15 protein-coding genes are annotated in these 13,089 nt (G+C 68.4%); 5 read left to right on the forward strand and 10 right to left on the reverse strand.

Annotated elements, in window-relative coordinates:
• Nucleotides 1-70: 70 nt before the first annotated feature.
• Entirely contained in the window at nt 71-1,108 is a 1,038-nt protein-coding gene (locus GT354_RS08805; protein WP_237534520.1) for an endonuclease NucS domain-containing protein, read from the forward strand.
• A gap of 61 nt (nt 1,109-1,169) precedes the next feature.
• Here the strand turns inward: GT354_RS08805 and GT354_RS08810 are convergent, their stop codons facing one another.
• Entirely contained in the window at nt 1,170-1,709 is a 540-nt protein-coding gene (locus GT354_RS08810) for a hypothetical protein (protein ID WP_161355699.1), read from the reverse strand.
• 46 nt (nt 1,710-1,755) lie between these two features.
• The gene (locus tag GT354_RS08815) at nt 1,756-2,025 is read right to left on the reverse strand and encodes a hypothetical protein (RefSeq protein ID WP_237534521.1); all 270 of its coding nucleotides are present in this window, start codon (nt 2,023-2,025) and stop codon (nt 1,756-1,758) included.
• A gap of 67 nt (nt 2,026-2,092) precedes the next feature.
• On the opposite strand from GT354_RS08815, the gene GT354_RS08820 reads away from it, so the two are divergent.
• The 4 genes from GT354_RS08820 to GT354_RS08835 all read left to right on the forward strand — a co-directional run bounded on the left by GT354_RS08820 (nt 2,093) and on the right by GT354_RS08835 (nt 6,395).
• A complete protein-coding gene (locus GT354_RS08820; protein ID WP_161355700.1) occupies nt 2,093-2,740 on the forward strand; it encodes a helix-turn-helix transcriptional regulator in 648 nt (215 codons plus the stop codon).
• The gene (locus tag GT354_RS55700) at nt 2,737-4,317 is read left to right on the forward strand and encodes a tyrosine-type recombinase/integrase (RefSeq protein ID WP_161355701.1); all 1,581 of its coding nucleotides are present in this window, start codon (nt 2,737-2,739) and stop codon (nt 4,315-4,317) included. The genes GT354_RS08820 and GT354_RS55700 overlap by 4 nt, the downstream gene beginning before the upstream one ends.
• An 855-nt stretch (nt 4,318-5,172) precedes the next feature.
• A complete protein-coding gene (locus tag GT354_RS08830) occupies nt 5,173-5,388 on the forward strand; it encodes a DUF397 domain-containing protein (RefSeq protein ID WP_161355715.1) in 216 nt (71 codons plus the stop codon).
• A gap of 89 nt (nt 5,389-5,477) precedes the next feature.
• Nucleotides 5,478-6,395, forward strand: coding sequence for a helix-turn-helix transcriptional regulator (locus tag GT354_RS08835; RefSeq protein WP_161355702.1), 918 nt, complete (start codon nt 5,478-5,480; stop codon nt 6,393-6,395).
• Nucleotides 6,396-6,412: 17 nt separating this feature from the next.
• On the opposite strand, the gene GT354_RS08840 is transcribed toward GT354_RS08835, so the two are convergent.
• From GT354_RS08840 to GT354_RS08870, 8 genes are all read right to left on the reverse strand, one after another.
• Complete coding sequence (locus tag GT354_RS08840) at nt 6,413-7,231, reverse strand: SAM-dependent methyltransferase (RefSeq protein WP_346011939.1); 819 nt, start codon at nt 7,229-7,231, stop codon at nt 6,413-6,415.
• Nucleotides 7,232-7,413: 182 nt separating this feature from the next.
• The gene (locus tag GT354_RS08845) at nt 7,414-7,920 is read right to left on the reverse strand and encodes a sigma factor-like helix-turn-helix DNA-binding protein (RefSeq protein ID WP_161355704.1); all 507 of its coding nucleotides are present in this window, start codon (nt 7,918-7,920) and stop codon (nt 7,414-7,416) included.
• A gap of 44 nt (nt 7,921-7,964) precedes the next feature.
• Nucleotides 7,965-8,909: a helix-turn-helix transcriptional regulator gene (locus GT354_RS56425; RefSeq protein ID WP_161355705.1), complete on the reverse strand. Its 945-nt coding sequence runs from the start codon at nt 8,907-8,909 to the stop codon at nt 7,965-7,967.
• A 90-nt stretch (nt 8,910-8,999) separates the two neighbouring features.
• Nucleotides 9,000-9,266 carry a hypothetical protein gene (locus tag GT354_RS08855; protein WP_161355706.1) on the reverse strand — a complete coding sequence of 89 codons (267 nt, stop codon included), beginning with the start codon at nt 9,264-9,266 and terminating at the stop codon, nt 9,000-9,002.
• Nucleotides 9,267-9,671: 405 nt separating this feature from the next.
• Nucleotides 9,672-9,806 carry a hypothetical protein gene (locus GT354_RS55705; RefSeq protein WP_272923784.1) on the reverse strand — a complete coding sequence of 45 codons (135 nt, stop codon included), beginning with the start codon at nt 9,804-9,806 and terminating at the stop codon, nt 9,672-9,674.
• A 435-nt stretch (nt 9,807-10,241) separates the two neighbouring features.
• Entirely contained in the window at nt 10,242-10,766 is a 525-nt protein-coding gene (locus GT354_RS08860; protein ID WP_161355707.1) for a hypothetical protein, read from the reverse strand.
• A 9-nt stretch (nt 10,767-10,775) separates the two neighbouring features.
• The gene (locus GT354_RS08865; RefSeq protein WP_161355708.1) at nt 10,776-11,816 is read right to left on the reverse strand and encodes a hypothetical protein; all 1,041 of its coding nucleotides are present in this window, start codon (nt 11,814-11,816) and stop codon (nt 10,776-10,778) included.
• A gap of 741 nt (nt 11,817-12,557) precedes the next feature.
• Nucleotides 12,558-12,758: a hypothetical protein gene (locus tag GT354_RS08870; RefSeq protein ID WP_161355709.1), complete on the reverse strand. Its 201-nt coding sequence runs from the start codon at nt 12,756-12,758 to the stop codon at nt 12,558-12,560.
• Between the last annotated feature and the right edge of the window lie 331 nt (nt 12,759-13,089).

The raw sequence follows: 13,089 nt of genomic DNA on the forward strand, positions 1-13,089 counted from the left end.
GACGGGCTGGAGGAACATGCCGACGGAGGTCGCGATTTGGCGGATGGACAACGGGGGACGGCCGCGACGTATGCGAACGGCGGCGATGCCGCTGGAGCGCGACCTTGAGGACGTGATCGAGGCGGACCCGGACATCCTCGGGGAACCCGTCCTCCTGATCGGACGTCAGGTGCCCACCGCTCACGGTGGTTTCGTCGACCTCCTGGCGGTGGACGGCGAGGGCTGCCTGCGGGTCCTGGAGCTGAAGCGTGACCGGACGCCGCGCGAGGTGATCGCCCAGGCGCTGGACTACGCGTCCTGGGCGGCGTCGCTCTCCCACGCGCAGATCCTGCGGATCTTCGCCGACTACCGCGCCGACGAGACCACCTTCGAGAGTGCGTTCGAGGAGCGTTTCGGCGTCGCCGCGCCGGAGGAGTTGAACGCCGCGCACCGGGTGACGATCGTGGCCGCGCGCCTGGACGAGGCCACCGAGCGGATCGTGGGCTACCTCGCGGACCTCGGGGCCCCGGTCAACGCCGTTTTCTTCCACTACTACGAGGACGACGGACACCGCTACCTCGCGCGGACCTGGCTGCGCGACGAGGCCAAGGCCGCACCCGCGCCCCGGGCGGGGAAGTCCTCGACCCGTGAGCCGTGGAACGGCGTCGACTGGTACTCCGCGTTCGGCGAGGAGGGTGGTACCCGGTCGTGGGACGACGCCCGCCGGTTCGGGTTCGTCTCGGCCGGCGGCGGCAAGTGGTTCTCCCAGGGCCTGCGCCGGCCGCGCCTGGGGGACCGGGTCAACGTCTACATCCCCAAGGTCGGCTACGTGGGCGTCGGCGAAGTCTGCGGTGAACCGGCGCCGTTCACGGAGGCGGTGGTCGGCGACGGCTCGGTGCGCCTGGCCGAGCAGCAGCTCGTGGGGACCTACCGCCACGCGGGGGACGAGAACGATCCCGACGTGGCCGAGTACGTCCTGCCCGTGCGGTGGCTCAAGACGGTCGACCGCAGTGACAGCGTGACCGCCAAGGGCATATTCGCCCTCCAACACCCCATGTGCCGCCTCAGCAACGCCACCACACTCGCGATCCTGAACGCGCGATTCTTCCCGGAGCGCGCCACCACCTGATCGCGCCGACGTGCCCGCGCCCCCAAATCCTTCGGGCGCGGGCGCTTGCGTGCCCGGCCGGCTAGGAGCGGCGCGGCTCCACGTCGGGGAACGGAACGAACCAGTGCTGCGGAGTCTCGTCGGGGGTCCGGCGGGTGGTCAGCAGGTGTCGTCGGCAGGCGGGCCACTCGTAGTCCGTGGGGTCGGCGGGGAGGTGGGCGGCCTCGTCGGCGACCAGGTCGGGGTCCTCGTCGAGTGTGGTCTCGGCGTCGGCGAGGGCCAGGTCGAGGACCTGGTGTTCCGCCGGGCAGCGGGGGAAGGGAAGCCTGCCGTGTTCGAGGTCGGCGATCAGGTCGTCGACGGCGGCGGCCATGTTCCGCCGCCACGGGGTGCCGCCGTCCCATGTGGACCGGGGAAGGCGATGCAGGACACTCCAGGACCTCTCGGCTCCGGCCTCGACGGGGCGGTCGCCGTGGGTGCGGATGTCGTCGTCGATGTCGTCCGCGAGCAGGCTCAGGCTGGTGTGCAGGAGCGAGGCGGTGCGGGCGGTCGGCCGCCAGGGATCGCCGCCCGAGCGGGGCGGGAAGAGCGTCGCGAACGAGGGCAAGGGGTCGGCGGTCACGGGTCGAGCGTAGAAGAGACGCCGGTCGAGGCGGGCGACGGCACGCTCAGGCGGCGCGGTTGCCCAGGGCCTGTGCGGGGTCGATGCCCAACAGCCGCCAAAGATCCGCCGTGGACACCCGATGCGCGGGACCGGCGCGCCAGGTCGGGCACGGGTACCGACCCCGACGGGCCAGGTCGTAGCCCTTGCTGCGCCCCAAGCCCAAGGCGCGGTTCGCCAGCTCCAAATCGACCGCCGGAGGCAGCGCGAGGAGTTCCTCCCACGTCATCCCATGCTCCCCATCGTCCGCTTGCATGACGCCCTCCAGGTCTTTCATGGTCGCTGGTGGAGAATTTCTATCACATCAGTTGCCATGACGAGATACTTCGAGCAAACTCGTTGTCATGACGAATGATGAGTGGGTGGCCGGAATCGCGGCCCTGCTGGGGGCCCAGGTGCGTCGCTACCGCAAGGAACGCGGGATGACGACGCAGCAACTCGCCGAGACGTGCGCCGCGCTGGGGGCGGACGTCCCCGCGAGCGTCATCGGCAACGTGGAGACCGGCCGCCGGGCATCCTTCGGCGTGGCCGAATTGCTCGTCGTCGCCAAGGCCCTGGACCTGGCACCCGTGAACCTGCTCTTCCCGCTCGGCCGGCAGGAGACGGTCCAAGTCCTCCCCGACAGCGAGGTACCCGTGTGGGACGCGGTGACATGGTTCACCGACGAGACCCCCCTCGCCCAAGCCGCACCCGAGGGATCGCCGCGCGCGATCGTCGACGCCTTCCGCGTCCACGCCGACGCCGTCACCACCGCTTGTACCTCACAACGCCTGCTCGGCGAACACCAGCGCAAGGCCGCCACCACGCTCAACGCCGCCCGACGCGCCGACCACGTTCGCTCGGCCGACCAGTTCGGCGAGATGCTCCTGCAGGACGCCCAGGCCCTGCGGGCCCTGCGCGCCGACATGCGCACCCGCGACCTCTTCCCCCCGGCCCTGCCCGAGGGCCTGGCCTTCATCGACGAGCCCGACGACGAAGGGGGCAACGCGTGAAAGGCGGCGGCGTCAACCGACGCTGCGCGTGCCGCAGGCCCGGCACCGACGTCCAATACGGCAAGTCCTGCCCCAAGCTCACCCGCCGAGGACACGGCACCTGGCACCTGCGCCAAGAACTTCCCGAGACCGAGGACGGCACCCGCCGCTCCCTGCGCAAGCCCGGCTTCACCTCCGCCACCAAGGCCCAGAACGAACTCGACCACGTCCGCGTCCTGCTCGCCATACCCGACGAGGACGACACCCCCGGCCGCCGAGCCGTCGCCGAACTGCTCCTGGCCGCCGTCAAGGACAAGGAGCCCTTCCCGACCATCGAAGAGGTCACCCGCCGCGTCCGCGCCGGCGTGGCCCTCACCGAACGCATCACCGTGGGCCAGTGGCTCGAACAGTGGATCGAGGGCCGACGCGGTCTCCGCCCCGGCAGCGCCCTGCGCTACGCCAGCATCATCCGCGTCCACCTCGTCCCCGCCATCGGCCACATCCGCCTCGACCGCCTCACCATCGCCGACATCGCCGCCATGTTCGACGCCATCCGCGACGGCAACAACGAGATCGTCGAGTCGAACATCCTGCGCCGTGCCGCCGTCGATCGCCTGGCGGCAACCCCGTGGAAGGGCGCCGACAACCGCGCGCTGCGGCGGAACCTGAAACTGCAGATCGAGGCGATGCCCGAGTTTCGGCGCACCACGGGGAACACCTCCCTGCATCGGATCAAGGCCACGCTGCGCGCGGCGCTGAACGCAGCGATCGCGGCGCAGAAGATCACCTTCAACCCCGCCTCCCACGTCGAACTCGATCCCGAGGAACAACCCCCGGCGCTGCTGTGGACGCCGGAGCGGGTTGCGGCGTGGCGCCGCACAGGCGTCGTCCCCGGCCGGGTCATGGTGTGGACCCCCGAGCAGACCCAGGAGTTCCTCGACCACGTCGCCGACCACCGCCTCTACGCCCTGTGGCACCTGGTCGCCCACCGCGGCCTGCGGCGGGGCGAAGCCTGTGGCCAGCGCTGGCAGGACACCGACCTCGACGCCCGAACCCTCACGATTTCCATTCAACTCACCGAGGTCGGTTGGAAGATCGTCGCCTCGTCCCCGAAGTCCAAGGCGGGCGAGCGACCCGTCGTCCTCGACAAGGCCACGAACAAGGTCCTCAAGGCCCACCGCAAGCGTCAGCGCGCCGAAGCCGAGGCCTTCGGCGATTCCTGGCACGACACCGGCATGATCTTCACCCGCGAGGACGGCAGTTGGCTCCAGCCGAGTTCGATCACCAAGGAGTTTCAGCGTCTGGTCGCGCTGTACGACCTGCCGCCGATCAACATGCACGGCAACCGCCACGGCACCGGCTCGCGCACCGTCGACCAGACGGGAAATCTCCGCACGGCCCAGCTCCTGCTCGGCCACGCGCACGTCAACACGACCACGCGGTACGCCGCCGGTACCGATGAAGCGGCCAGGGCCGCAGCCGAGCTCACTGCCGGACTCATCCGCAACGGAACCAAGCGCAAGAAGGATAGGCAGGACAAGCAGAGCCGGCCGGGCAGGCAGGGCAAGAGGAACAGGCCGAAGGGCCACGGCGACTGAGACTTCGGGCGAACGCGCCGTGTCTTCCGTCGAATCGACGGCGGGGGCCATCACCCTGCCCGGGGGCGGCCACTGCCTTGTGTCGTTCCCGGGCCTGTGGTCGAGCCTCCCCCTGGACGGGTTTCGACAGGCAAGATGGGATGCCCACGGCCAGGCTCCGGCGTGGCCTCGACTCCTCCGGCACCTCCCCCCGTGCCGGAAGGCCCGGGCCGCGCTCCCAACCCCAGGTGAGCGCGGCCCGAATTTGCGGGGCGGCTGTCGAACTCGCGGGGCAAGGTGTTCCCTGGTCGGCGAGGAGGCTCCCGCGCGGCCGAGTTCCTGACCTCCGGGCCCGGAGGGCAACGGCAAGCGTTAGGGGTCCAAGCCCCACTCCGTGCAGGACACGACGTGCTGCCGACGGCTTCCGCGCACTGGGAAGAGCGGGGCCGGGTGGAGAGCGGTGTCCGGCTCGATCTTCCGCGCCCGGCGCAGCGGCATGGCGTACTTCCGACCCGGCGAGGCGGAGGCCCCGCTGACCTTGCGGGTCGCTCACCAACGGTGTCGCCGCCTTTGGCCTTGCCCGATCGAGGACTCGCCCATGTTGTGTCACCTCCTTCGCTTCCCATGCCGGGCGGGTCTCGTACCGGCGTGGGTCGAGCGGCCGTATTCGATCCGGCCGATCGAATTCAGACACCCGTTTGGGTGACTCCGGAATCGATGCCGCGAGGCTAGGATTTCCATTGTTTCGCCCCATGCAATTGCAGGTGACCGCCCATGGGTAGGTATTCGCAGGTGGAGACGCCGTCGACCACTCCCGGACGCGGATTGTTCGATGGCTTTTCGAATGGAGTTTCGGTGACTGATTTTGGCAACGGGATGTCGGCCGAGTGTGTACCCGGAGCGGTTTGGGTCAAGGGCAGCGACAGCAATGCTCAGGGGAACTGCGTGGAGATGGCGGCTCTGCCGGACGGGCGGGTCGCGGTGCGCAACTCGCGACACCCCAAGGGGCCGGCGCTGGTCTATACACGATCGGAAATCGCCGCGTTCGTGAATGGCGCAAAGAACGGCGAATTTGATCGAATGACGGGCTGAGTCCCCTAGCTCTACCCTTTTGATGTGGCGGACATGCGAACTGGGAGTCGGGATAATGGCTGGGCCCCACTAGTCATTCAGGAGTTCGCATGTCTGCCGAGCAATCGAGCCGTGATCTCTCGTTCGCCCCCGTGTTGAGTCTTTCCGGCCGGCCTCGCAAGCCCGTCGTCGCGGCCAGGTTGGTCGGGGCGGCCCTGCGCACGCTTCGGGAGAGCAGAGGTCAGGCGATCAAGGACGTGGCCCACGTCATCCGGGCCTCCCACTCCAAGATCAGCCGGATGGAACGCGGCGAGAACCCGCAACGGGAACTGGACGTGCTCGACCTGATGGCCGCCTACGGCGTGACCGACGAGCAGGTTGTCGCCGGGATGAAGGAACTGGTGCGCGAGGCCAACGCACCCGTGTGGTGGCACAAGTACAACGACGTGTTGCCGGGCTGGTTCCGGCGACTCATCGGCATGGAGGATTCGGCGATCGCGCTGAACACCTACGAGATGAACCTCGTCCCGGGGCTGCTGCAGACCCGGGCGTATGCCCGGGCCATCGTCAAGGCGGGTCTCCCGGAGGCCACGGACGAGCAGATCGAGCGCCGCGTCGAGTTGAGGATTCTGCGCCAGGAGTTGCTGCGGGGCGAGGCCCCGCCCAGGATCAAGGCGCTGTTGGACGAGTCGGTCCTGCTTCGGCCCAGGGGTGGGTTCGCCGTGATGGTCGAACAGTTGACCCATCTGAAGTACCTGGCGGAGCACGACATCGCCAACGTTCGGATCGTGAGCTTCGGGAAGGCTGCCAACCTCACGCCCCCGACGTCGGTCACCCACCTGACTTTCGGACCGGGCGGGCCGCCCGAACTGATCTATCTGGAGCACATCGACAGTGCCCACTATCTGACCGGCAAGGACGACCTGCGCAGTTACAAGCTCGTGCTGGAGGAGTTGGGGAAGGTCGCCGAGACTCGCACCCGCAGCATGGAGATGGTGGACGAGGCGATCACTCGTTTCTCCCGCTGACCCAACTTTGGGATTGTTCAGCGCAGACGGGCGACTCCGCCGTACTCGATCCACTCGGGGTCGCGTCCCTGTCGGGGCCGGACCTCGGTGTCGGGACGCCACCGGGACACCTCCACGAGTCCGGGCTCCAGGATCTCCTTGCCGATGAAGTACGCGTCCACCTCGCGGGGTTCGCGCACCCGGCCCCAGGAGCCGTTCGTGCTCTGCGCCATGAACTCGGTGACCGAGTCTCGAATGTGCCGGTGTTCGCTGACGAGCTGGCAGACGACCATGATGCTGCCCGGTACCAAACGGCTTGCGACGCGTTCGATCATGCCCGCGGGGTCGTCCTCGTCCGGGATGCAGTGCAGGACCGACACGAACAGCGCGGCGACGGGGGCCTTGAATTCGATGAGACGTCGGACGTCGGGGTGCTCGAAGATGCCGTCGGTGTCGGTCATCTCCGCCTGGATGACGGTGGTGCGGTCGTTCTGGTCCAACAGCGTCCGCCCGTGGGCCAGGACCAGAGGGTCGTTGTCGATGTAGACGACCCGAGCGTCGGAGTCCACCCGCTGGGCGACCTGGTGGACGTTGTCCTGGGTGGGCAGACCGGAACCGTGGTCGAGGAACTGTCGGATGCCGTACTCGGTGGCGAGGGTATGTACGACGCGTTGGAGGAAGAGCCGGTTGTTGAGCGCGAGAGCACGCGTGGTGGGGACGATCCTGAGGAGTTGCAGGCACGCGTCCTCGTCGGCCGCGTAGTTGTCCGTCCCGCCCAACAGCCAGTCGTACATGCGGGCGACGCTGGGCACGTTCACGTCGACGGAGTGAGAAACGGGTTCCTCTTCGCCACCCACGAGCCCCCCAGATCCACGCCCAATGGACGCGTCGGCTGCCGAAGTACCCATGCTAGAGGCCCCGGTGAGGTCGCGAACAGGCTTCGTTCGAGTGGCGGGGGCTCACTCGTAGGGATTGCGCGGCGCGTGAAGCGAGAGAGAAATGGGCGACCCGTGGCGTGGGGACGTGTACGCGCCCCTCTTCATCCCCGTGTCGACGGGCGGCGTTCCAGGGTTCGCACCAGGTGGGTGGGCAGGGTGCGTTCCGCCGTGAGCAGGTGGGCGGCGACGGTGGAGGCTTCGGCGCCCATCAGGTCCGCGGCGGAGGTCAGGGTCATGCCCAGCAGGTAGTGCAGCGAGACGGCGTCGGCCTCACGCGTCGGTAACGCGTCGTAGAGGGCTTCCTCCGTGCTTTCGCTGGCAGGGTCGGTGCCCACGGCCTCGACGGCCAGCCCCAGCATGTGCCAGGCGTCGGCCGCGGGGCTGGAGCCGCGCAGGATGTGTTGCCACTGGCGGGCCAGGCTGACGAAGGTCGCGCCGACCGTCTCGACGCCGAGCACACGGTCGCCGGTGCGCAGGCGCGCGTACTCCTCGTATCGTGCGCGCCGCGACTGGCAGAACACGGCGAAGTCGGGCGAGGACGCGTACGGCGACGTATCCGTCGGGGGCGAAGTCTCCGCCCGGGCGGACGGCGTCGAAGGCTGCGGCATGGGGGCTTCGTCTCCTGGGGTTCGACGGCCGGGCCGACCGGCCGTCACCGGTCGGTCCCAGGCCGCCCGGGATCCTCGGTCTCGATCCGACGCGGTCCGACGCGTGGGACGGGCGTGTCCAGATCGGCCGACCCGTCGGGTGTCCCCTCCTGTGAAGGCCCGACGCGCACGGCGCCTCGGCCGAGGGCTTCGGCGGGCGGGGCGGCGGAGCCGGGCGAAGGGACCGTCGCCTGCGCGTCCCCCCAGAGTGCGAGCAGGGCCTCGGGCTCTCCGGAGAAGATTTCGGCCAACACCGCCACCACCGTCCACGGGGGACGGACGTCGCCGGACAGGACGAGCGACACGTACGAGGGGGTCAGTCCCGCACGCGACGCGGCGTCCGAGACCGTGGATCCGCTCGCACCCCGTAGGCGGGTCAGCGCTGCGGCCAACTCCCGCGCTGCGCGCCCCGCCGACGTTGGCATCCCCTCGCCGTCGGCCTCCGGCGCCTCCGAGGCGTCGCCGTGCGGCGGAGACGTGCGTTCGCCGGCCGGGGCCGGCTCGCGTGCCGGTTCGCCGCGCAAGTGACGCCGGTTTGGGTGCCGTGCGCGTGGGGTGCCCCACTTCGTCCGCGCGGTGTTCACGTCCACGTCGGTGGCCGCCGCGATCGCGTCCCAGCCGATGCCGGACGCCAGGGCGTCGCGCACCGCCGCCTCGGTATAGCGGTCCAGGGCGCTGGCCAGGCAGTGCACGTGGTCCAGCGTCACCGGGAGCGGCGCGTTCCGGTATTCGGCCTCGGCCAGTCGCATCGTCGTCGACAGAACCTCCTCGACCGCGTCCGCCCCTCGCCACCGTGACCGGGCCGCCGGTACCCCCTTGCCGTCGCGCAGGCGCTGTGCCCGGCGTCGGCACGGCTTGTCGCAGTAGTCCCTCTTGCGGCCCGGCCCGTTGTCCTGGCGAAACCATCGGCCGCAGTACGCGCATCGTCTGTAGTCCACCGACGCCCCCACACCCCGCTCCTCCCTCCCGTACGGCTTCCCGGGACACGCCTCGGCGATGTCCGTCCCCGGGCATCGGGCCCGGGGACGGACATCGGACGGTCAGAAACGGGTCAGGCGTGTCCATCCGACGGCGGAGCGTCCGGCCACACCCGCCATCGCCAGCAGGAAAGCCACCTTGGTGGGGTCGAGAATCTGTTCGCCGGCGATCGCCCACGGCACGGATACCGCCGGAACCACGAGGCTCAAGCGAATATTGGCGCTCCAAACAGCGATCCCCAGGGTTTCCCGGGCCTCGGTCCACGGAATGGTAGGTTCGTAGGTCATCGAGGGGCGGTGAAATGCCCCTCGAAACAACTGGTCGCGCATGAAAATGCTCCGATCGGAACGGGCCCCGGACGGCGGGTATGACGGCGCCCGGGGCCTCTCTGGCGTATCGGGGCAGACGCTACAACCTGATCTCGACGGCGTCCCGACGAATTCCGGCGGTGCAAGTGCACCTGCACCGGCGCTCGATCGAGGCCATCCGAGTGACCGCCACGTCAATATGACTATTACGCCAGGTCGGCGATGATCCGAAATTCTCCGTCCATACTGCGGTCGACAAACGGCAATACATGGTCAATCCGTGATCGAGGATCTCCACTTTTTGTCACCCATGAAAGGCTGAGCCTTCGAATGGTGAGACATGCGTATCGCCTGGTTCGGCTCGAAGTTTGCGCGTGCATATGCACTTTTCGGCGGTTCGACCCGCGATGCGGCGCGCGGCCGAGCTCAACGGGCGACGACGCCGGTCACGCCGAGGTGGGTCATCGGCTCGTCGACGCTCGCGTGACCCGCGACCAGCTCCCACAGTTCCTTGGGCCGATGCAGCGGTAACTCTGTGGAGGGGACGGCGACACAAAGCAACGGGTTGCGATCCTCGGCCGCTCTGAAGGGCGACCGCCAGTTCTCGACGACCATCTGCGGGCCACGACCACACTCGGCGGCGCGTTCGCCGACGCCTTCGGGGTTTCTCGCCGCGTACCTTGAGCTCGTGCACGATGTCGGGAAAGGCGAATGCTCCTGGCAGGGATAGCCTTTGGCCGTGGGAGCCGCCGATGGGGGCCGGGTGGGCATCGACCACAAGCGCGCGAATGCTGCTGGCGAGCCATAGTGTCCCGCCGACGTTCGCATGGATCGTGCTGGGACAGCACGGGGGTCTTTGCGACACCGCGACGCTCACGAAGGAACTCGGCCCAGTCGCGGCTGCGTGGGGCGGCCCGGCTCTCGGGCGGTCACCCGCCGGTCGAGGAACGAGCCCGCGTGCCGTTGTCCACGGCAGGCGGGCTCGTCCTCGGCGCGTCAGTTCCTTCCGGCGTTCGTCTCTCGCCACTGGGCGCCATACAGGTCGGTTTGCCTGTGCACGAGGTCGGGCTGCGGCTCGTGTGGCCACACCTGGACGAGGTAGTCCTCGGCCGGTTCGAACGCGACGGCGTCGGGGGCGTTGTCACGGCCCCGGGCATGAACGCGCAGGCGGTAGTGACCGGGCCCGGACGGAGTCACACACGGCAGGTCGGGAAGGTCGCTCACGGGTGCGACGACCTGGACCCGGCCGAGGTGGGCGTGAAACGAGTGGTCGACGACGTCGTCCCACCCGGCGAAATCGGTCACCTTCGGCGTGCGCGGGTACACCTCCACGGCGACGTTCACCAGTCCGCTGCTCGCCCCGGTGATGACGACCGCGATCCCTCGACGGGAGAAGACGAGGCCGTTCTCCGCAGCGACGGGGTTTGGGTCGAAGGTGTCCGGTTCCGCGAGGTAGAACATGTGGTAGGCGACGTCCACCGTCGCCAGGCCGCTCGCGAGGGGCTCGTCCGTCCAGGTCATGTGGGATCCCTAGTACACGTAGACGTAGAAGTGATCGAGTTCGATGACGCGGTTGGATCGGTAGAAGGACGTGAGCAGTCCGCCTCCGCTGCTGTTCTCGCCAGCGGGGATCATGCACGCCGACCAGCCCTGGGGGCCCGTGCCGGAGCCCAGCTGCGGAATCTGACATCCGCTGAACGTGCGGCCGGGAACGACGGGCATCGGTGGGTTGGGGTTGGGAGGCGAAAGATATGTCTGGGTGAGAGCACCCTCCCAGGTCGACCGGAACGGGTACTCGTCGCAACTGAATCCCGGCGGCCTGGGGTATCCGCCGTTGCCGGCCTGGGGGCACGCCCGGTCGCCGTTCCGGCGGCCGTCCGCCTCGTCCATCATGCGGGTCAGCGGAGTCCCGTTGGGCCAACCGCCCCCGGGCAGACCGGACGCGAGAGCGTTGCGCAGGTGCCCGGCGAAGTTCGGGTTGGTGGCAGAACTCACGTTGAACTGGGGCGCGTAGTCCGGGAAGACACATCCCGGAAACTGTGTCCCGCGTGTCATGCTGTCGCAACGGACCCGCTGGGGTGGTGTGATCGTCACCTGATTGGTGGCCGTCCACGTGGTACCTGTGAACCAGCGCGTCCACGTCGTGTTGGCGGACCCCACACCACCGGTCGCCGGGATCGTACTGGCGAACCTGCCCTCTCCGAAGCCGCTCTTGGTCAGACTCACCGGCTGCGACGGGAAGTCGGACGACGTCGTGCTGCATGCGCCGGCGCAGGTAGCGGTCCCTTGAGCCCTGGCCTCGGCGGTGACACCGACTTGGGTGACAGGTTTGACCTCGATCTGGTTGATCCAGGTCGAGGAGATGTCGGTGCTGTAGGTGTAGGCGTACTGCACGAAGTTCATCGTGCCGAGCGGTTGCTGGGTGGTGACGTCGATGATGGCGACGTGGCGCTCGCTGATGTCGCAAGAGGCGTATCGGGTGTACCACCAGCCGGTGAACGCCTTCTCCAGACACCACTGAGGCAGGGGAACGATGGTGTACGAACCGACTTTGCCGGTGTCGGCTTTCACCGCGTTCCGCGCCTTCGCGGACGGTGTGGTGACGGCCTGGTCACAGGAAGCTGTGCGTTGGCCCGCGCGGGCTAACTCGGGTAAGCGCTGTCGTAACTCGTCACAGGTCTCGACCTGTCGTTGACCGGCGTCCGGGGAGTGCAGAGGAGGATCCGTGTCTATGGCTTGGGCGGAACTCGACCGAACCAGTGGGGCGGATCCCGCCACGGCGGGCGTGACGAGAAGACTTCCGATCAAACATGCGGTGAGAAATGCCCCGATTTGGCGGGTAAATGATCTTGCGTGGCTCATGTGCGCTCTCCTTCTGATCACTTGTGGTGGTCAGTCGTGTTGCGAGAGCGACGATAGAGAGTTCCGTGAAGCCGGGGAAGCATCCAACCGGAAGTTGTTCGCGACAGCACCCACGCTTCCGAACTCGGTCATTCGGTAGTAACTTTCGCTGCAGGCGCCATCGGATCGAATGATTGTCCACTGTGGTCACGGCCTGGGCCGCCAACCCAGGAGAGCGTTCCCGTCGGCGTCGAAGGGGCCGGGTGGGGTGGCCCATTCGAGGGAACGGTGTCGGCGGCTGCCTGGATCGGGGCGCACATGGCCGAGCCGGACCGCGCGGCTATGCTCCCGAAACGCCTCGCCGCTCGCGACGTGTTCGCGCAGCGACTGAAGCCGCAGACGGTCGTCACGACGCCGAACTGCGATGTGATCTAAGGAATGGCGTTCGCGGACCTCGGCGAGACCGGGCCGCTAGTGGTGGACGCGGCGCCGGGTATCCAAAGGCTGGCGGACGACCTCTGGCGCCGGACGCTCACCGAGCCGGTCGTCAACGGCGTGCAGTTCCTCGGGGACGTCGGCCTGCCGGGCCCGAGCCGCGGCAAAGGCGGCGGATATTTCCTCGTCCCGAACCACCCCGAGGACGGCCGCCACCCGCTGCGCCTGGTCGCCCATCGGTGGATAGTAGGTGTTGCGATCCTCGGCCTCCGAAGGGCGACCGCCACGATCCGGGGTGCGGACGTCATCGGGGCGCGGGCACGTTGCGATCCTTGGCCACCCCGAAGGTGACCGCCACCAGTCAGGACGTCTCCGCTTTCATGACCGGACAGGCGTTGCGATCCTCGGCCACCTCGAAGGGTGACCGCCACCGACCGGGCGCTTGAGTACCCGCTCCTCCAGCACGTTGCGATCCTCGGTCAACCCGAAGGGTGACCGCCACACGAGTGGACGCTCTTCTTCGACACCGGCGACATCGTTGCGATCCTCGGTCAACCCGAAGGGTGAC

This window comes from Streptomyces sp. SID3343 (assembly GCF_009865215.1).
Classification (GTDB): Bacteria; Actinomycetota; Actinomycetes; order Streptomycetales; family Streptomycetaceae; genus Embleya.